17 protein-coding genes are annotated in these 18,685 nt (G+C 64.0%); 11 read left to right on the top strand and 6 right to left on the bottom strand.

Features of this window, described 5'->3' with window-relative positions; genetic code table 11:
* Window positions 1-72 precede the first annotated feature (72 nt).
* The gene (locus A3CU_RS55010) at window positions 73-594 is read right to left on the bottom strand and encodes a hypothetical protein (protein ID WP_245617538.1); all 522 of its coding nucleotides are present in this window, start codon (window positions 592-594) and stop codon (window positions 73-75) included.
* 90 nt (window positions 595-684) lie between these two features.
* Between A3CU_RS55010 and A3CU_RS55005 the strand changes: the two genes are divergently transcribed.
* Window positions 685-903, top strand: a complete 219-nt coding sequence (locus A3CU_RS55005) for a hypothetical protein (RefSeq protein WP_245617537.1) — start codon at window positions 685-687, stop codon at window positions 901-903.
* 203 nt (window positions 904-1,106) lie between these two features.
* Here A3CU_RS55005 and A3CU_RS0140095 read toward each other — a convergent pair whose 3' ends face one another.
* Entirely contained in the window at window positions 1,107-1,523 is a 417-nt protein-coding gene (locus A3CU_RS0140095) for a hypothetical protein (protein ID WP_245617536.1), read from the bottom strand.
* Between the two features lie 447 nt (window positions 1,524-1,970).
* Here A3CU_RS0140095 and A3CU_RS0140090 point away from each other — a divergent pair, with 447 nt between their 5' ends.
* Together A3CU_RS0140090 and A3CU_RS0140085 are read left to right on the top strand one after the other, a co-directional pair.
* The gene (locus A3CU_RS0140090; protein ID WP_027946965.1) at window positions 1,971-2,606 is read left to right on the top strand and encodes a prepilin peptidase; all 636 of its coding nucleotides are present in this window, start codon (window positions 1,971-1,973) and stop codon (window positions 2,604-2,606) included.
* A gap of 123 nt (window positions 2,607-2,729) precedes the next feature.
* On the top strand, window positions 2,730-4,850 hold the full coding sequence (locus tag A3CU_RS0140085; protein WP_084144203.1) for an ATP-binding protein: 2,121 nt from the start codon (window positions 2,730-2,732) through the stop codon (window positions 4,848-4,850).
* Window positions 4,851-5,167: 317 nt separating this feature from the next.
* On the opposite strand, the gene A3CU_RS0140080 is transcribed toward A3CU_RS0140085, so the two are convergent.
* Window positions 5,168-6,382, bottom strand: a complete 1,215-nt coding sequence (locus A3CU_RS0140080) for a hypothetical protein (protein WP_027946963.1) — start codon at window positions 6,380-6,382, stop codon at window positions 5,168-5,170.
* Between the two features lie 195 nt (window positions 6,383-6,577).
* Here A3CU_RS0140080 and A3CU_RS0140075 point away from each other — a divergent pair, with 195 nt between their 5' ends.
* Together A3CU_RS0140075 and A3CU_RS0140070 are read left to right on the top strand one after the other, a co-directional pair.
* On the top strand, window positions 6,578-7,744 hold the full coding sequence (locus A3CU_RS0140075; RefSeq protein WP_027946962.1) for a helix-turn-helix transcriptional regulator: 1,167 nt from the start codon (window positions 6,578-6,580) through the stop codon (window positions 7,742-7,744).
* 13 nt (window positions 7,745-7,757) lie between these two features.
* On the top strand, window positions 7,758-8,486 hold the full coding sequence (locus A3CU_RS0140070; protein ID WP_027946961.1) for a 5-formyltetrahydrofolate cyclo-ligase: 729 nt from the start codon (window positions 7,758-7,760) through the stop codon (window positions 8,484-8,486).
* 961 nt (window positions 8,487-9,447) lie between these two features.
* Here A3CU_RS0140070 and A3CU_RS53270 read toward each other — a convergent pair.
* Window positions 9,448-9,786, bottom strand: a complete 339-nt coding sequence (locus A3CU_RS53270) for a hypothetical protein (protein ID WP_156960805.1) — start codon at window positions 9,784-9,786, stop codon at window positions 9,448-9,450.
* Window positions 9,787-10,032: 246 nt separating this feature from the next.
* Here A3CU_RS53270 and A3CU_RS49135 point away from each other — a divergent pair, with 246 nt between their 5' ends.
* Complete coding sequence (locus tag A3CU_RS49135) at window positions 10,033-10,398, top strand: GntR family transcriptional regulator (protein ID WP_084144202.1); 366 nt, start codon at window positions 10,033-10,035, stop codon at window positions 10,396-10,398.
* 169 nt (window positions 10,399-10,567) lie between these two features.
* On the opposite strand, the gene A3CU_RS0140060 is transcribed toward A3CU_RS49135, so the two are convergent.
* Window positions 10,568-11,206: a hypothetical protein gene (locus A3CU_RS0140060; RefSeq protein ID WP_156960804.1), complete on the bottom strand. Its 639-nt coding sequence runs from the start codon at window positions 11,204-11,206 to the stop codon at window positions 10,568-10,570.
* Entirely contained in the window at window positions 11,164-11,742 is a 579-nt protein-coding gene (locus A3CU_RS53265) for a hypothetical protein (protein ID WP_156960803.1), read from the bottom strand. The genes A3CU_RS0140060 and A3CU_RS53265 overlap by 43 nt, the downstream gene beginning before the upstream one ends.
* Before the next feature lie 234 nt (window positions 11,743-11,976).
* On the opposite strand from A3CU_RS53265, the gene A3CU_RS0140055 reads away from it, so the two are divergent.
* The 5 genes from A3CU_RS0140055 to A3CU_RS0140035 all read left to right on the top strand — a co-directional run bounded on the left by A3CU_RS0140055 (window position 11,977) and on the right by A3CU_RS0140035 (window position 18,662).
* Entirely contained in the window at window positions 11,977-12,492 is a 516-nt protein-coding gene (locus A3CU_RS0140055) for a hypothetical protein (protein WP_027946959.1), read from the top strand.
* On the top strand, window positions 12,489-12,779 hold the full coding sequence (locus tag A3CU_RS0140050) for a hypothetical protein (protein ID WP_027946958.1): 291 nt from the start codon (window positions 12,489-12,491) through the stop codon (window positions 12,777-12,779). Before A3CU_RS0140055 ends, A3CU_RS0140050 begins: the two co-directional genes overlap by 4 nt.
* A 294-nt stretch (window positions 12,780-13,073) precedes the next feature.
* Entirely contained in the window at window positions 13,074-15,995 is a 2,922-nt protein-coding gene (locus A3CU_RS0140045; protein WP_027946957.1) for a type I restriction endonuclease subunit R, read from the top strand.
* Between the two features lie 28 nt (window positions 15,996-16,023).
* Window positions 16,024-17,238 carry a DUF262 domain-containing protein gene (locus tag A3CU_RS53765; protein WP_027946956.1) on the top strand — a complete coding sequence of 405 codons (1,215 nt, stop codon included), beginning with the start codon at window positions 16,024-16,026 and terminating at the stop codon, window positions 17,236-17,238.
* Entirely contained in the window at window positions 17,235-18,662 is a 1,428-nt protein-coding gene (locus A3CU_RS0140035) for an ATP-dependent nuclease (RefSeq protein ID WP_169739751.1), read from the top strand. Before A3CU_RS53765 ends, A3CU_RS0140035 begins: the two co-directional genes overlap by 4 nt.
* The last annotated feature ends 23 nt before the right edge of the window (window positions 18,663-18,685 follow it).

Genomic DNA, 18,685 nt, shown 5'->3' with positions numbered 1-18,685 from the left:
GGTAGTGCGCCGCGTCGCCGACGTTTTCGGCGGGCGGAAGGACGAGTTGGCCGTGTGTTGTTGTGAGGTGGGTCAGCCGCCGCCGTTGTTGAGGGCTTGGGACTCCGCCACGCGGAAGGTCGCGGTGCTGGTCGTGGTCATATCCGGGAAGGTGCCACCCTCACCCGCGCCGGACCACGTGACCGTCCAGTGCACCGTTGCGGTGACCGGGAACGCTTGCCCTGGTTGGCTTGCTGACGAGGTGCGGTAGGTGTGGCCGCAATCGGGCGACGGCGCTGTCGCGTCCGCGCCTGGACGGAACGGGGTGCCCGCACCAGTGCAGGTCACCGTGTCGCCGTCACCCATTGACCACGACACCGAAGTCGGCCTTGCCACCGCGCTCACCGACACTCCGGGCACCGAAGCGGTTGCCGACACCGGCCCCCACCCGCTTGACAACCACAGCCACGTCGGGAGATTCACCAACTGATCGCCCGTCGGGTTTGCCGCGATCGTCGGCGTCGGTAGCCGCAACTGCTTATGCGCCAGCGCCGCGAGTTCCGCGGGCGAGGGCAACTGCGTCGCTCCCGGTTGCTGGCCACCAGGAATCCACACCGGAGGCCGATATAGCGCATCAGCCATGCCCTGGCCGTCGCACTTCCAGACATACCAAGCACCTTGTTGCCCCGGCGCCGGGTTCGCCGCATGTCGAGCTACCGCTGGCTGGCCGGTCGCGTCGTCCAGTACTGCTGGCTGGACGGTGGTCGCGCCTCGGTTCAGCGGCTTGGCATGGGCTATGGCCGTCGCCCCACCCACTGGCGGTTGGAAGTCGGTTTTTACGTACGAGCAGTTCGCCAGGTTTGGCTTACCGCCGACGACCTGATCGCCGTTGTTCTCGTTATCCCTGGGTCCTACATGACCTGACTGGCCGGGGTTGTGGTTGCTACTACCAGGGTCCCCGCCTGGCGTTCCGGGGCTTCCCTCTGTTCCCGCGCCGATGTCGCAAGCAGGGGTCGGAGTTTGGCTGCAGGTAGTGGTGCCCCAACCGTTGCTGGCCAGAGCCGGGCTCGTCAGGCCGAGCATGCTCACGGTCACGATGCCTGTGATGATCGCGGTACGGCGCATGGTCAACAGCTCCCGACGTCATGCACGCCGTAGTCGTACACCTTCCATGAGCCGTCGGCCTGTTTCTGGACGATAGCGTTGATCAACTGGTGTCCGCCTGGTTCGTTGTCGGCGAGTTGGCCGTTGTCAGCGCGGTACTTCAGCCAGTGTGTCGAGTCTCCGCAGTCGGCGATGATGATCTTCGTTGGATCGTCGGAAGGGTCCGCAGACGATACGCTCGGGTTCAGAACTGGCTCGCCCTTGGTCACCAAGCCGTTGTAGTGATCGGCGTAGAGGCTCCGGGAGAGGTTGGTCAGGGCGATTCCCGTCGCGTACTGGCCGAGCTTTGGTGACTGCCAGTCCGATGTGGTTCCGGCTGACACAAAGTCTTGCCACATGCCACGATAGGCCACCAGCGCGGCCTGTTTCGCTTTGTCCACAACGGACAACGTGGTGGACGCAGGAGCCGAACTAGACGCCTGCCCAGTAGGTTGCGTCGTGGCGGGTGAAGGGTCGCTCGCCGTGCCTGAACTGCAGGCGGCTGTGGTCATCACCGCAGCTGCCGCCGCGAGGATCGCCGCCGCCCGGATGCTCCCAGGCTTTGCGATCTTGCTGGCTACCACAATCCACCCCCTACGGCAGATACAGTCGTCCAACGTCAAGTGTTACGTAATACGTGTACACCATTACCCCTCGCCCACTGCAAATTCTGTAACGTACTGACTTTCAAGTCGGAATGCTCCCACCTCTGAATCTTCACTCTTCCGGGTTACTGACATCTTCGTCCTCGGACGTTCCGGGTAACACTTGGGGCGCGACCAGCGGATTCCTGGGGGCAAAGTGGTGTCAAATCAGCGACCGAAACACAGCGATGGCGGTGCCGGCTGATGGCCGGCGCGTTCGTCGCTCCGTGGATGGGCGCCGGCATCCTCGCCGGCGCAGCGCTGACCGCCTACTCCAGACGGCTGTTCAACTCGGCCCCACGCAGCTTGCCGTGGGCTGAGCTTGCGACCTCCCTGCTGACAGGGTGCGCGTTCGGTGGGCTGGCCTGGCGCTTCGGTAACCAATTCGACGTCTTGCCGTACAGCGTGCTCGCCGCCGTCGGGGCCACCCTGGGTCTGGTTGACGTCATTGAGCAACGGCTGCCCAGCGTGCTCACCTATTCTGGCGTCGCAGTTGTCGGTGCCCTGATGGCGACCTCGGCGATCCTGCACTCCCGCGGGCCTGACTTGCTTCGCGCTATGGCTGGCATGCTGGTCCTCGCGGTGTTCTACCTGGTCCTCGCGCTGGCCTCCGGGGGAGGACTTGGAGCAGGCGACGTCAAGCTGAGCGCTCTGCTCGGCTTGGCGCTTGGTTGGTCGAGTTGGTCGGCCCTCATCGCTGCCACTTTCCTCACGTGGTTCGGCGCGGGCCTCGGGTGGTTACACCTCCGCATTATCCGGCGGAGACCACGGGACTCGCCGGTGCCGTTGGGGCCGTTCCTACTGTTCGGGGCGTTGCTCACGATCAGCGTGTTCCACTGATGCGGTTGGGTGGGACTGCGCAAGGCCCGAGCAGGAGATCCCTCAGTCGATCGGGCTGCTCCAACAGAGTGGTGTGGAGACGCGTTGCCTTGGATTGGCTTAAACGCCGACAAACTGAAGTGTGTGATCGAGCGGGAGAGCGTGGCGAACACCATCAGCGGGATTACGGCCGGTGCCGTCGTGCAAGCGGGAACGATCCAGCAGGTAGTCCTGCCAGCCGAGGCCAAGCGAGACGCGATGCCCATACCGAGGCAGTTGCCCCCGGCTGTCGCGCATTTTACCAACCGGGCCGACGAGATGGCGGTATTGGATCAGACCGCGACGGGTTCCGAGATCGCTGATGGTCTGCCGGGGCTCGTGTTGCTGACCGGCCCTGGGGGTGTGGGTAAGACGGCGTTGGCCGTGGCCTGGGCGATCAGAAACAGGGAGCGGTATCCGGATGGTCAGCTCTATGCCGATCTGCGTGGGTTTTCCGCTGATGGTGCTGCTCGTCCTCATGAAGTCCTGGGGCCTTTTCTGCGTGCGTTGGGGGTAGCTCCCGACCGCGTTCCGGTGGAGTTGGCAGAGCAGGTGACGTTGTTCCGGTCGACGACCGTCGGCAAGCGGCTGGTCGTGGTGCTGGACAACGCGCTGTCGGCGGCGCAGGTACGGGTACTGCTGCCTACGTCTTCGGAGTCCTTGGTGCTGGTCACCAGCAGGCTGCGACTTCACGGGCTGCACGCCGAGGGCGCGCGATTCGTGGAGGTAGCGCCGCTGCCACCGGCACACGCGGAGGAGTTGCTCGCCCGATCGGTCGGTCCCGAGCGTGCTACCGGCGAGTTGCCGAAGGTGCGGGAGCTGGCGTCATTGTGTGGGCGGTTGCCGATCGCGTTGTCGGTGGCCGGTGCGCGGTTGGCCTCGCGTCCAAGGTGGACGGTAGCGCGAGTCGTGGCCGAGCTGACCAACGAGTGCCAACGGTTGTCCCGGTTGTCGATTGGGGGAGATGTGTCGGTGAGTGCTGCCTTCGATCTGTCGTATCAGGCGCTGCCCGACGAGCTGGCGCGGCTGTACCGGTTGGCGAGCGAGCATCCAGGGCCGGAGTTCAGCGCCGGAGTCGCTACGGCGGCGGCACAGATCAGCGACGGCGATGCCGAGGACGGACTCCAAGCGTTGGCGGACGTCAGCCTGCTGGAGGAGATCGGGCCGGATCGCTACCGCTTCCACGACCTGGTACGACTGCACGCCCGCGCCCAGGCCGACGCGGATCGCAACCCTGCTCGGCGGCGGATCGGCGAATGGTTCCTGCACACGATGACCAGGGCAAACATGATGGTGATCCCGATCCGGTGGCGCGTAGGGACCGTATCCGGGCAGTACCAGGGCGCGCCTGCCTTGTTCGCGAGCAGGCAGGAGGCGGTGGAGTGGCTGGATTCTCAGTTGCCCAACTTCCTGGCCGTATTCGAGGACGCGGTGGCGCGCGGATGGGACGACCTGGCCTGGCAGGTGTGCGAGGCGCTGTGGGAGTTGTTCGTGTTCCGCAAGCACTACCCGGATTGGATCGCGTCTCACCGTCTCGGGATCGAGGCGGCAGCGCGGTGCGCGAACACGGTGGCGGAATCCCGGCTGCGCTGCCAGTTGGGCCGCGCCTACCTGGACTTGCGTCGTTTCGACGATGCCCGGGAGGAATCCGAGAAGGCCAGGGTACTGGCCGTTCGGGCGGGTGACCGGCGTAACGAGTCGGTTGCGCTGCAACAGTTGGGACTCGCCGCCGAGGGGCTCGGTGACATCGATGCTGCTCTCGACCACCTCGGGCAGAGTCTGCTGATCGAGCAGGAGTTGGGCATCGAGCGTGGTGTGGCCCTGCGGCATCAACGCATCGGCGAGGTGCTGTTCGGCGCTGGACGTGATGGCGAGGCCGCCGTGCACCTGGAGCAGGCTCGGACCGTGTTTGCCGGCCTGTCTGACTCCCGAGACGAAGCGCAGGTGCTGATCAGTCTGGCTCGTCTCGATTCCCGTGCCGGGCGCGTCGATCAAGCGATGCGTCGGCTGGACCGGGCGCTGGAGGTGTTGTCCGGGTTAGGTTCGGCGGTATTCCACGCGGACGTGCTGATCGCCTATGGGGAGATCAGTCGTGATCACGGAGACCTTGAGGCTGCCCGCCGTTACCTGTCCGAGGCGCTGGAGCTGTGCCAGGACATCGACGGCCCGCAGAAGGAACGACTCCACGCTTGCCTCGCCGCCCTCGACCAGGCCGCGTCTGACTGAGTGACGGTCAGTCAGCCTGCCGCAGGTCAGGATCCGCAGGTATCCAACTGTCGCCCACGCCACCACCGACGAGCCCCGGGCGGAGACCGTCTCACCGTTCGATGTCGCCAGCAAACGGTGATCGCCCGCGTATTCGGACGCCGCCAACGTCAGACCAGGGAGCCGGGATAGGACGGAGGTCAGCGCGGCCTGCGCATCGGGCAGGCTCGAGTGTGCAGGAAGTACGACGACGTCGGCCAACGGCTCGTAGCCCACGTCTCCGGCGGCGGCAAGTACGAACTGACCACTGGTCGCCTCCCGACGCAGCGAGTCGTTGTTCACGAGACCAGCGTCGGCAGGGGGACAGGGGATACACACGCCGGACGAGCGGGTTCGGGCAGGCCGAGCAGTCCATACATCGTGCGCCGCAAAATGGCCGCAGCCTGGCCAGGACGCGACGTCAACCGTCGACGGACCTCGACAAATGTGTCGGGCGCATGGCTTTCCGCCAGTTCCTCCAATTGCGGCAACAACGCCCGCTCCGGCTTCCAACGCCATGCGGCGTCCAGCAAGGCAGCAGAAGGGCTGCCTTCCAACGGGGCATCGTCCGGCTCCGCGGCCAGCAGCAGCGGAGTCCCCAGACCCGCCGCGTAGCCGGTGACCGAGCCGTAGTCGCCGATCACGAAGTCCGCGGCGATCAGCGCTGCCCGCCACCCCTCCTCCGGCGGCACCAGCCCCAACCCTGCGCAGAGGCAATCTTCCAGCCATGCCCGCACCTGCCGACGGCCGTGATGCGCCCAGATGTTCGGGTGCAGCAACCCCACCACCTGGTAATCCTCCGGCGGCAGTTGAGCCATGATCCGCCCGAAAAGGTCCGGGTGACGACCGAACGCCGACTGCGATGTCCAGGTGGAACTGACCACGACAAGCTTGCGTCGCCCGGTCACCTTCAGCGCCCGGCGATACCGCTCACGCGCCCTTACGCTGGCCAGCAGCCGATCGAACGCGATGTTGCCGCCAATGACGGCGTGAGACAGAGCTTCCGGACATGTGCGCGCGAGAACCTCCCGCTCCGCGTCGTGAATCAACACGACGACCTCCGCCCGTACCCGTCCGTCTCGCATCAACTGCTCACGGTCCAGGTTCATCACGAGTTCGCGGTCATCGCCCGCAACTCGAGGACGTAGCCTGTACTGGCCGAAGCCGTACCCGTGCGGCACCAACATGACCGGCGCGTCGACCTCGTCGATGCCGAACTGGCCGGCCGCAATCGCCAAATCGAACCGCAGATGGCGGGCCTGCGACCACGGAATCACCACTCCACCCTGCGCCTCGACGAACTCGTGGCTGGCCCGCCAAGACTCCGGTGGCTCCGGCACCGTGAACACCACCTGCACCCGGTGGTCGACCTCCAGCAGCGGCAACAAATCCAACAACCGCGTGCCCGCCACCATCTGATCCATCATGACCAACACCTGTTTGCACCCGGTACGGGTCAACCAGGGCACGCCACGACGCCCGACCGGATTGAGCACCCAACGACAGTCCAGCATTTCCCCTCCTCGCTTCGGCCCAGAAGTCAGGTAGTGCGGATTGCATTCGGAACACCAAGAAAACCGCGTTGAATTGCTATGCTCCAGACCGTTAACGAAGCAGGTTTGAGGCAAAAATGATGCAGCGTTTGCCCTGACCTCGGCAAATTGCGACACCATGGCTATCGTGGAGACAACCCCAGGGAGGAGGAGGGGATGACGGCGAAACGTGCACGCCTCGCCCAGCGTCGCAAATCGGCGGGCTATACGCAGGAGAAGCTTGCTGAACGTCTGGGAGTCGAGCGATCGACCGTCGTGCGCTGGGAAAGGGCGGAGACCGAACCGCAACCATGGGTCCGGCCCAAACTGGCTGCCGCGCTCGGCGCGCCGCTCGACGAACTACAGGCATTGCTCGATGACGTGACGGTCATTCAAATCCGGCCGAATGACCGGATGAACTACGTGCTCGAGAACCCCTCTTCGGCAGATCTGGTGACTGTCGGCTACCTCCACGAGCGTGTCCGCCAACTCGACGAGCAGTACGATCGGATACCTTCGGTGGCTCTGCTTGGGTCTGCAGGCCAGCTCCACGGCCAAGTGAAATTCGTTCGAGAGAATGCGGCCAATCCACGCGTACGCAAAGCATTGTTCGAGGTCGAAGCCGAGTCAGCCACCTTCATGGGTCAGCTCGTGTGGGACGTGAGTCAGCGCCGCGACCACGCCGCACCGATCACTTATCTGGACGAGGCGGTCGCCGCAGCTCGGCAAGTGCGTGATCCCTACACCGAGGCGTACGCCGTCTTGCGCAAAGGCTTCGTGGCGCTATATGGCGAGAAGGAGCCGAAGAAGGGATTGCAGCTCGCCCGCGAAGGGGCCGAAATCGCCAAGCCCGTCAGCCCTTCGCTGACTGGCCTGAGCCTACTGCACGTTGCCGAGGGCTACGCCATGACAGGCGACCTCAAGGCGTGTGAGGAAGCACTGAAGCTCGCCGAGGCCCAGTTCGGCCGGACATACCCCGACGACGTCGCCGCGCCGGCCTACACGATCAACGAGTTCAACCGACTGACTGGCTCGTGCTACCTCTACCTCGGCCTGCCAGACCGCGCCGAGCCCATCCTGCGCACCACGGCGCGTGCACTCGCTGCGAAGCAAAAGAGCCAGGCCATTGCGCTTGCTAACCTCACCCTGTCGCTGATCCGGCAGGGCAAGCTGGACGAAGCGGCGACCGTCATGCACGCGACGATCGACGCTGTCGAAATGACGCGCGGCGGTGGCGGTCTTAACCTGGCCTTTGCCGCTGGGAGAGAGCTTCACCAGTGGCGGCAGGAGTCGTGGGTGCAGGACATCAACGACCGTCTGCTTGCTCTCATCGCTACGATCTAGGTAAAGGTGAGGTGTGACGAACATCGATCAGGCCAAGGAAGCCGTTCGGGACCGCGTATGGCGCTTGTTGGAGCGCGAGGGTGCGGTGCCGCAAGGTTCCTATGGCAAGATTCCTGGCTTCTACGGCGCGGAAGCGGCAGCCGAGCGCCTGGCCGAGCTCGAGGTCTGGAAGACAGCCAGGACGATCAAGGCGAACCCCGACCGGGCGCAGTTGCCGATCCGTGTCCACGCGCTCAAGGAGGGCAAGCTGCTGTACATGGCTGTCCCGAGAATGGCCAGCCTCCAGCCGTTCTTCTTGCTCGACCCGGCCTCTCTCGGTCTCCCACCTGAGCAGGCAGCCGAGAAGAGGGGAGCGGCGCAGGTAGCGCAGCGTGTCAGCATCGAGGACATACCCCCAATCGACCTCGTGATCTGCGGCAGTGTCGCGGTGAACCGATCGGGCGCTCGCATCGGTAAAGGCGCCGGGTACTCGGATTTGGAGGTGGCTCTCCTTATCGAGGCGGGCTTGGTAACGGACGAGACGACCATCGTCGCACCCGTTCACCAACTTCAGGTGGTCGATGAGGAGATCCCCGAAACCGAGCACGACGTCAGCGTCGATCTCATCATCACACCAGATGAAGCGATCGAGTGTACCAATCGGCGTCGACCACAGGGACTTGTCTGGGAAGACCTCACCCCGGAGAAGATCGAGGCAATCCCCGTCCTTGCCTCGCGGGCGACGGCCAGAGAACAGGGGTAACGCCGAAGTCCTGACCGAAAAAGCTGTCGGGAGAAGTGTGGCTTCGATTGAGAGCGGGCGCGGGAACGTGAGCGCCCGCTCTCAGCCTACCCGGCGACGCGAGACTTCCGTCTAGAATCGTGTCCGTATTATTATTCGTTCGACGTATGCGTCGCTCGAATGGTGTTTGGGCAGGTCATCGAAGGTAGCGCTCCATTCTTGCTCCAATGCCGCCCCATGGTTGCTCTGTTTGCTTCCACGCGCTGACTGTTTAGTTGGTTTCGGTGGTTCGCGCACAGCGGCCACTGGGTGCCCGCTTTCGACGGCGGGCGCTCGGGCAGTCAGTCACCCAGAGGGGCTCGTTAATTATTGGAGTAGATGATGGTCTTCAAGCGCTTCGCGTCACCATGTGGGTCTCGACGCTCCCAGACCCACGTTGTCGTGCGGTATTTCTCGGTGCAGCGCTGGTGTCGATGGGGACGGAGTGGGAATACCGCTAAGGACGGTGTGGCGCGGCGACCAATGGATTCAGTGAACTCGGCATGCACTGACTCGGCGGGCCGCGAGCGGGTCATGCGAGCCGTTCTGCTTGGCGCCGAGGATGGCATCCTGGCTCCTCAAAAGAGGACCACGGTGCGCGACCACCTCGCAGACCATCAGTTCCGTTCGGTCGTCGCGCAACAAGCTCGGGTGGACACCGCTCATGACAGGTTTGCCGACGTAGGCGCCCCAGCGGCCGCTACAGCGACCACAGCAGAGCAACGCAGCGGTGGCATGCCCCAGCCGCCGTTGGACGCCTTGCTCTGCTGCCATGTCGTGGCGGGACCACGACCCCGATACCTGGTCCCGCCGCGACCCCTACCCAAGGTGTTGCGGAGTGATCGCCGCTGATAGCGGCAACCGCAGTACTGGTGTTCGTGTCACGGATGCTGTGGTTGGCGTGCCGCCGCCGACGACAGACGAAATCGGCCTACAGCGGCGCTCATCGGCTCGCACACAACCGCGCTCCGAGCCCGATGCTGCCCCGCGCGACCAATGCCCGCGACGCCTGTCGGGCGGCCAGAAAGAGTCCCGTGCAATGAAGCCCTCTGCTCGTTCCGTGCCCGCTGAGACCTTGCTGCGGCGATTGGGCTGGCACCACCGCAAAGTCATCTGCCGTGACGGGAACGGGCAGCGGATTGCGCTGCACTTGCGTCGGCGAACACACGAGATCGTCGAGATCGACTTGCCCGATGGCTGCCTCGTTCGGCTCACGAACGTCGAAGCAGGGCGGCTCCGAGCGGCGTTGCGCGAGGTTCTGATAGCCGAGCATCAGCCTCACCGAGCGGAGGATTCGATGACACACCGCATAGGCCCGGGTGGCTTGGCTTTCGCCACCGGACCAGGTCTGCATGTGCGCCACAGACCGCGGCCGGGCGGAAGCATTTGACCGACTTCGCTTCGCCTGCGACCGGCGGCTACCTCGAAAAGTCCAGGTGGCGGTTGCCATTGACCATCAGCAGAACGAGCGCGGCCCCAGAGAAGTTTCGCTTTCCATACCTACTACTGATTAGGAACCCGTGACCACATGTCCGCCGAAGCCCACCAAGACGTCTCCGAGCACAGCCCGCTCGTGATCTACCATTTCGACCGCGATGTCGCCGATTACCTATACGTGCAGGTCGCCGAGCATCTGGCCGGACGGATTGCCGCCGGGGAACTGGCTGCGAATACCCCGTTACCCGCGGAAGTTCGCTTGGCCCGGGAGTACGGTGTATCCCTCGGCACCGCGCGCCGGGCGACTGAGCTTCTCCGAGAACGGGGACTCGTGGTGACCCTGCGGTGCAAAGGCACATTTGTCGTGGCCCGCCCCGAAATCGAGACCAGCGGCGGTGCAGCTAGGGAAGAACCGCAAGCTGATCGAGTTGCGCCACTCCAGGAATTCGACAAATGATTGGTAGAGGCGGCTCGCTGAAACCAATAAGAATGGTGACGAGATCGCCAACCGTCGACAAACCGTGTCCGGCGACGGCAAGCCCCGGTCATTTACGCGCGACAAACGACGCCACGCCGACAAGTAGCCCTTGTTTCCTCCGACGACGCCACATGTCCATCGGGGCTTGCTACGCCCACACCTTCCACTCTTCGCTGAAGGACTGCCACGGATGCCGTCCGGAGTCGTGACGGTCCATCAGTTCCGCAACACCTTCCGCCCAAATTGGAAGATCCGCCAGCTCGAGCAGTAGCCGTCGCTGCATCTCAGCCCAGCGCAGCTCGATGGTTCGAGTTCCCTTGTGCGCGCGAAGCACCATCTGGTTGGGCTGAACGGTTTCCTGATCGCGAGGGAGTACCCACTCTGCAGCCAAACCGACATCCTCAAGCGCCATCAGCAGCGGCTCGCTCGACATCGTGACGAAGTACATCGCGTAATCGATGATCAGCTTTGCACACAGCGCGGGTGACAGCGGATAGATTGCCCATGGGGGCATCGTTGGCGAGCGTGCCACCAGATCATCGCTACGCGCGTACACCAGGTGCCCGAGATCCAGGATGCGTGCCCGCTTGACCGCCTGCAGATGTACGGCGGCCGTTCGGTCGATGAGTTCACGTTCTGACCACATGTCGTAACCGCGAACGAGGTCCGTCGCCACGAGCGCCCGCCCACCGGGAACTTTCACACCCTGAACCCCACGCTCGTGCGCGAGTTCGAAAGCCTTGCCTAACAGGTCGAGGTGGGTCTTGTATGGGATGTCGAGCGGCACCAGTCGACCGGGCAGGTCGCCAGGCAAGGGGCCACCGAGCGGATTGCCTCCTCAGCCATCCGCTGACGCCGAAGCTGCCGAGGCACAGTGCGCCTAAGATCAGCCTTGATCTCGTGCAGGTACGCCTCGTAGCCGCCTCCCGCCTCTTTGAACGCGGTGGCGTCGCCGATGGTCAGACACGAAGTGAGGTCATGGAGCAGCACGAACCGGCGCTCGTCGCGCCACCAATCGATCAGGAAGGCGCGCTCGGGGGCCAAGCCATTCTTGCCGGCCGTCGGGCCAGGATGCTGATTTCGAGAGACTGCGATGATGACTCGCCGGTCGTAGTTGAACGCCCGCCAGGCCATAGCATCAGCGACCGACCTCAGTTGACGGTCGACCCGCTCGCAGACATCCGCCTCCAGATCCCAGGACTCAGGGCTGGTCGCCAAAGCGGCGGCCCTTAGCTCTGGCGCGTTAGCCGGCACCGCTTTGCCTTGCCGAAGCAGCTTCGCGACCCGTCGACACCCTGCCCGGTGTTCCTGAACATGCAGCACGCGCGAGCAGGTCCTGCTGGAAATGGTAGTAGTCCTCGGCACTCCGACATTGCCGCAATGCGGTGGTCAGCTTCGCCAGGGTACCGACCCCGTCCTGATGAATCGGGTGGCGGAAGATCTGGTTGGCTCGTTCGAGTGGCATATCGTTGAGCAGGGGCATCGGCACAGCCACCCACGTTGATAGGAGACCGCCAGCTCCTGAGGTTGGCGAACCCTGACACCTACAGACACCTGATGGACCACGACCACTGGGAGGTCGAGGAGGTGCGTCGATCAGGTGCTCTCGAAAAGGACCGCTTGCGCGAGGATGAGGACCTGCGTCGGGCGATGGTGGGCAACGACGGCCACTCGCAGTTCCATTTCACCGGCTCGGCCACGCCCCGCAACCGCAACCGGTGGGCGTCTTTCAAGGCCCAGATGGAGACAAGCCTCGCCGGCAATGATCAATGGCGCCAGCTCATCCGGTTGTGGCTGGACGACATCGCCGAACGACGGCCTGACGACGACGTTGTGCTCCACATATTCAACTCCTGCGACCTGATGCAAACCGTGGTGTTCGGCTGGCCCGATCGCCTGATCGATTACGCGCCGGATGTCGTCCGGGCCAGCAGCGACAAAGATCACGACACCTTCTGCACCGTGAAGGGCACGTTATATTGGGACGGGCACCACTGCCGAACCTCGGCCAGCCTGTGCGCCTGGTCTATCAAGACCCACGTCGATGGCAACCCGCCAAGTACGGTGGTGTGACATGGCAGCGCGACCAAGAGCTTCTTGAGCTGCTTGGTTTACGCTATCTTCTGGTTGACGCCGAGATGCGGCTGCCGCGCACTGGCGGATACCAGGCTCAGCAGGCCACATTTCTCGTCGTGGGAAACGACGGGCCGCAACGGATGACCGACCCCGAAAGCGTCATGGCTAGAGAAGGCTGGAACGGTCTCTACACCGTGGATACCTTCTTTGAGGAGCGCGCCGACCAGGTTGCCGCACTGGTCGCAAAATATCGGACCCGGCTCGGCATCGGCCCAAGCGTTTGAGGGTGTTGAAGGAACGGGTAGGTTCGAACCTGGGGGTCAACGGCGCAGGTTCAGATCGTGTCATCCAATGGTCTGAACGAGCCATTGGGCGGTTGTCACGTTCACCAGCCTCGACAACCGCTCGGTTCGGGAGCGGCGTGGTACCGGATAGCTCGGGTTCTGTCGCGGTACTGTGGTCTAGATGGGTGGACATGAGGGAGCGGCCGGCGGTGACCGAACGGGCTAAGCGACAGTGCCGGGTGTCGGTCGGCTGGTTGCCGCCTGAGTCGTTGGACTCTCGCTCACGGGGCGGACATGACGGTCGCTGAAGGCAGTACCGTGCGGGACTTCGTGCTGGGTCTGCTGTCCGACGACGGGGACTGGCCGGCTACCCATGGTGCAGATTTGAGGCGAGTCGACCTCGATGTGTTACTGGAAGACGATGTTCGGAACGCGTTGGTGCGCTTGAATCCGGAGATCGCCAAGGAGCCGAGTCGTGCCGATGAGGTGTTGTACCGGCTTCGCGGTATCACGCTCTCGGCGCGTAGCACGGGTCTGGTTCCTGCCAACGAGGAGTTCCGCGCCTGGCTCTTGGGCGAGAAGGCCATGCCCTACGGCCCGGAACACCAGCACGTGCCGGTGACTTTGATCGACTTCGACGACCTGTCCCGGAACACCTACCGGGTGGCTACCGAGGTCACGTTTCGACACGGGCGGGTTACCCGGCGGTTCGAACTTGTCCTGTACGTCAACGGCGTTCCACTCGTGGTCGGCGTGGCCACGACCCCGCCGCGACCAGCCGTGACCTGGGCAGACGGCGCTTTCCAGATCCAGGAACACGAACGTGACCTCGCCGCGTTCTTCGTGCCCAACGTGTTCTCGTTCGCTACGGACGGCCGGGAGTTGCGTTTCGGCTCGGTGCTGATGCCGCTGAACCTGTGGAGTACCTGGCGGGATGGCGAGCGTACGGAGCCACCCGGACGGTCCCTGGTCGAGCAGGGCGTGCGTGGCCTGCTCGCGCCCCGGGCGGTCCTCGACGTCCTGCACGACTTCACCGTCTTCGCCACCGACGACAAACATCGCAAGATCAAGATCATCTGCCGGTATCAGCAGTACGAGGCCGTCAACAGCATCGTTGATCGGGTCCGGGACGGCGTTGTTCGTAAGGGACTGGTCTGGCATTTCCAGGGTTCGGGTAAGTCGCTGCTCATGGTGTTCGCCGCACAGAAGTTGCGCAGGCACCCCCGGCTCGGCTCGCCGACCGTGCTGATCGTGGTCGACCGGATCGACCTCGACACCCAGATCACCTCAACGTTCAACGCCGCGGACATACCGAATCTGGTCTCCACCGAATCAGGTGACGAGTTGATCGAACTACTTCGTACCGAGCAGCGGAAGATCATTATCACCACGATCCAGAAGTTCCGGGACGCCCACGCCGAGGTGTCCGTGCGGCGGAACGTCATCTGCCTGGTCGACGAGGCGCACCGCACCCAGGAAGGCGACCTTGGCCAGCGGATGCGTGACGCGTTGCCGAATGCATTCTTGTTCGGCCTGACCGGGACGCCAATCAACGACCGGGAACGCAACACCTTCCGGACATTCGGTGCCGACGAGGACCCTGGCCGCTATCTGTCCCGCTATACCCAGTCGGACTCGCTGCGTGACGGCACCACGTTGCCGCTGCACTTCGAGCCGAGGTCGATCGAGTTCCGCATCGACCAGACTCTCCTTGACGCCGAGTTCAACCGATTGACTGACAGCTTGTCCGAGGAGGAGCGGGAGGCCGTTGTCGATCGAGCAGGCCGGATGGCGACGCTGATCAAGGCGGAGCAGCGGATAAAGGGGGTGTGTGCCGACATCGCCAGGCACTACAGGGAGAAGGTCGAGCCGAACGGGTTCAAGGCGCAGGTCGTCACGTTCGATAAGGAGTCTTGCGCCCGGTATAAGGACGAGCTGGACACGCTGCTCGGCCCGGACGCGTCGGCGGTGGTCATCTCGACCGGCTCCGGCACGCCCAGGTGGCTCAACGAGCGTTTCGCCCGCACGAAGGACGAGGAGGAGCGACTGCTCAACCGGTTCCGCGACCCGGACGACCCGCTGAAGATCCTCATCGTCACCGGCCGTCTGCTCACCGGGTTCGACGCACCCATCCTTCAGGCGATGTACCTGGACAAGGTAATCAAGGACCACAACCTGCTGCAGGCGGTTTGCCGCACCAACCGGCCCTTTGAAGGCGGCGGGCGAACAAAGACCCACGGCCTGGTGGTCGATTACCTTGGGGTGTTCGATCACTTGGCCAAGGCGCTCCAATTCGACGAGCAGGCCATGCAGCGGGTCATCACGAACATAAGCTGCCTGGCCGACGAGTTGCCTGTTGCCATGGCCAAGTGCCTGGCCTTCTTCCCCGCCTATCTGGATCGTTCTCTCGACGGTCACGAAGGGCTTTTCGCTGCTCAGCAGCACCTGCCGGACGATGCCACCCGGGACAGGTTCGCGGCGGCTTACCGAAGGCTCGCCGAGTTGTGGGAGGCGTTGTCTCCTGATCCGGTGCTGACCGAGTACCGCGCCGACTACGTCTGGCTCACCGAGGTGTACCGCTCCGTCCAGCCGGGCGGCAGCACCGGCCGGTTGCTGTGGCGAAGGCTCGGCGCCAAGACGATGGAGATCATCAACGCGAATGTGCATGTTGACGTGCGTGCCGACGACCTCGACACGCTCGTCATCGACGCGGAGATGGTGGAGGCACTAGAGCAGACGCCGGAGGTCAGTTCCCGGCGGGTCGCGGGGCAGCTCACCGAGCGGCTGCGGCCACATCGGGGGGACAAACGGTTCGTGTCGCTGGCCGAGAGACTTGACCAGCTACGCGAGCAACACCAGCTCGGTCAGCTCAGTAGCCTGCTGTATCTCAAGGCGCTGCTCGGCCTTGCTCGGGAGTTCGTCGCGTTGGAGTTGGAGATCGCGGCGGCCGAGGAGACCGGGGTGGCGGGCGGCCGAGCGGCGCTGACGAGGCTGTTCCAGCAGACCCGTAACGGCAACACGGCGGTTGCCGTCGAACGAATAGTGTCGGACATCGACGATATCGTGCAGAAGATCCGGTTTCCTGGCTGGCAGCACACCATCGGCGGCGCCCGAGAGGTCAAGCAGGCGCTGCGCCGCACGCTTTTGAAGTACAAGCTGCACCGCGACGAAGACTTGTTCACCAAGGCATACGACTACATCTGCCAGTACTACTGAGCGGTCTGCGACGAGCGAAAGGGCAGCGATGGCGACACCGGGGGCACTGCGCGGCGTGGCACAGCCACGCGTGCAGACCGTCGGCGAGCTACTCGCCGAACTCGATGACGGCAGCCTGCGCATCGAGCTGGACCGGACAGGTGCTGCGGAATGGTCGGAGCACCGCAAACATCTGCTGCTCGACTCCATCCTGCGTGGCTGGCCGATCGGTCCGCTGTATGCCCTGGTCGCTGAGGACGGCCGACGCACCGTGGTCGACGGTGGTCGACGGCTTGGGGCGCTGCGTGAGTTCACCGCGAACGAGCTTGACGTGGACGGCCGACTGACACCACACAGCGATTCGCTTTCCGATATAGACAGCAAGACGTATCAAGAGTTGCCAAGCGGTCTGCGGAGTGCATTCGATGATTATCCCGTCGTCGTCATCGAATTTAATGGGATGGCTCAGGAAGACATCCGTCCGGCACTTTTCCGGCTCAATGATGTCGACCGGATGTCCGCTGCGCAGCGTCGTGTGGTGGAATCTGGCAAATTCGGCGAGCAGATCCGTGAATTGACCAGCAGGGCCGCGGACTGGGGGCTCACCACGGAACGAATTGGATTCTCCAACGTCTCGCTGTTCTACGAGGACGTGCTTGGCAGGGTGATTGTCGCGGTGGAGCAGCGCGACCTCGGGGTCGCGGGCAGCGACTCGGCGTCGTTGACCGAGCGGCTGAGAGCCGGTCATCCCACGCCGCCGGATGTGTACGCTGCGGTGTCCGATGCCCTTAAGAGTCTGATCACCAGGCCGGAGTTGGCGGAGCCCGCCGTCCGGTTCAGCAAGGCCACGCTCGCGTCCTGGCTGTTGCTGATGGTCTTTGCACAACGCCAGTTCGGTCCCGACGTCGAACACTATATCGGCTACTTGATGGACTGGCTGGAACCGCAACGTCGCAGGCTCGCGGTCGGCCTGGATCTCGACTCCGAGCCTCCGTTTCGCGGCGAGCCCATGGCCGACCTGCCCGCCGCCGACCTGCTTGCGGTGTTCAACGACCGGGCTGCGGTGGAGGCGATGACCAGCGAGTCGTTGTGCATCCGGGACGCCGTGCTGTGGATGTTCCTGGTCGCCGTCGGCGGTGTCCCGACGCTCGACCGCCCGCCTGTCTCGCAACTACTAGTCCTACGCAACCAGATAGGGAACTCTGTCGACCTGGAGTCGGTCGCCGCTGCCGTGCACGTCGTGGAGTGGGGGCGCTGGGCTTGAGGCGGAGCAACGTTCAACGCAACTACGAAACGCTCTCCAGCGCCGACCACCCGTATCCGCTTCGTGCCGTCACCATCGACGGGCATGCTCATCTGGGTACGGTGACTGCGGCACTCGAGTCAGGGGTCACGGTCTTCTGCGGCGTCAACGGGGTCGGCAAGACGCAGTTTCTGAAAACCCTCTCGGCCCACCTGGACGGCGGCGACACCGGCGACGCAACCGTTGAAACCCAGGTACAAGCTATAGCAAAAACGGTGAAGTGCGTGCATGTCGACACCGGATGGGAATGCTTCGACACAGTCAACCAGGTATCCCGCACGCCAAGCCTCGACGAAAGGCGCGCGGCCAGCGACCAACCACCTAAGGACAAGCAGACGGCCGCCCTGCTCGGGTTTATCCTGAACCGAGACTACGACTCCGCGTCCGCGCAGGAGCTCGATCGGGACGACACCGACAGCACCGGCACGTCCACCTGGTACTACTACGAGCTCACCTACCGGGGCGCGACCTACGGGCCACGGGAAATGAGCCTCGGCGAGCTGGCTGCGTCCATCGTGCTCCGTGCGTTGCGAACCGCACGGCACGGCAGCGTGCTCCTGCTCGACGAACCGGAGAACTTCCTGTCCCCACAGGCGCGGCGACGCCTGCTCGACGTCATCGTGTCGCACGCGGTCGAGCGGAAACTGTCCGTCGTGATCGCCTCGCATTCCATCGAGATGGCCCATCGGCTGTCGACAACCTCGTTGCGGACGATCGAACGAGCTTCACAGGGAACCGGGGTCGCCATCGACCGCATGACCTTCCCGTCCCAGGTGGCCCGTGCGATCGGCATCGAGCAGCGACCAGACGTGCTGCTGCTGGTTGAGGACGCTTTCGCGCGCCTGCTGCTCAAGGCGATATTGGCCAGGCAGGTCCCAGCGTGGCGGATGGAGCTGGGCATCGTCGAAGTCGGCCGAGAACACGGCAGCGTCGGTGGCGGCGAAGGAGCGGTCAACCAAGTGGCCAAGGTCCTTTCGGACAACAACATCGGTATTCGAGTGCTCGGTGTACTGGACGGCGACGCGCGGAAGCAGAAAGACTTCCATGACAAGCCGTATCTCACGTTCCTGCCTGGCCAGGTCGATCCAGAAAGCGTCGTACTTGACGCGCTCGCGGCATCACCGTCCTCGGCGGCGTCCGCCCTCGACGTGCCAGAGGAAGCGATCGCAAAAGGCCTGCGAGCCGTCGAAGGCGTCGACAGCCACGACCGGCCGGCAACGCTATGTCAGACCGTCGGCGTCGAGGTCACCGAGATCGTCGGCTACGCGGCACGCTGGTTCGCCACATCTCCTCACCATGCGCAGCACGTGCGGGAGCTGATGGAGAAGATCAAATCTACGCTACACCCGGACCACAGCGAGTCGACCCATGTGAGCGTGCACTAATCTTCGTAGCCTGTCCATGACAC

It is taken from the genome of Amycolatopsis taiwanensis DSM 45107 (assembly GCF_000519205.1).
Taxonomy (GTDB): domain Bacteria; phylum Actinomycetota; class Actinomycetes; order Mycobacteriales; family Pseudonocardiaceae; genus Amycolatopsis_E; species Amycolatopsis_E taiwanensis.
The sequence above is the reverse complement of the archived record's forward strand: the minus strand, read 5'-3'. Positions and strand labels throughout refer to the sequence as shown.

Coding starts and splice junctions, on each gene's coding strand:
- A3CU_RS53765 (WP_027946956.1), top strand. CDS start 16,024: ATGGCGACACCGGGGGCACTGCGCGGCGTGGCACAGCCACGCGTGCAG.
- A3CU_RS0140055 (WP_027946959.1), top strand. CDS start 11,977: ATGGACCACGACCACTGGGAGGTCGAGGAGGTGCGTCGATCAGGTGCT.
- A3CU_RS0140045 (WP_027946957.1), top strand. CDS start 13,074: ATGACGGTCGCTGAAGGCAGTACCGTGCGGGACTTCGTGCTGGGTCTG.
- A3CU_RS55005 (WP_245617537.1), top strand. CDS start 685: ATGTCGAGCTACCGCTGGCTGGCCGGTCGCGTCGTCCAGTACTGCTGG.
- A3CU_RS0140075 (WP_027946962.1), top strand. CDS start 6,578: ATGACGGCGAAACGTGCACGCCTCGCCCAGCGTCGCAAATCGGCGGGC.
- A3CU_RS0140080 (WP_027946963.1), bottom strand. CDS start 6,382: ATGCTGGACTGTCGTTGGGTGCTCAATCCGGTCGGGCGTCGTGGCGTG.
- A3CU_RS0140090 (WP_027946965.1), top strand. CDS start 1,971: ATGGCCGGCGCGTTCGTCGCTCCGTGGATGGGCGCCGGCATCCTCGCC.
- A3CU_RS49135 (WP_084144202.1), top strand. CDS start 10,033: ATGTCCGCCGAAGCCCACCAAGACGTCTCCGAGCACAGCCCGCTCGTG.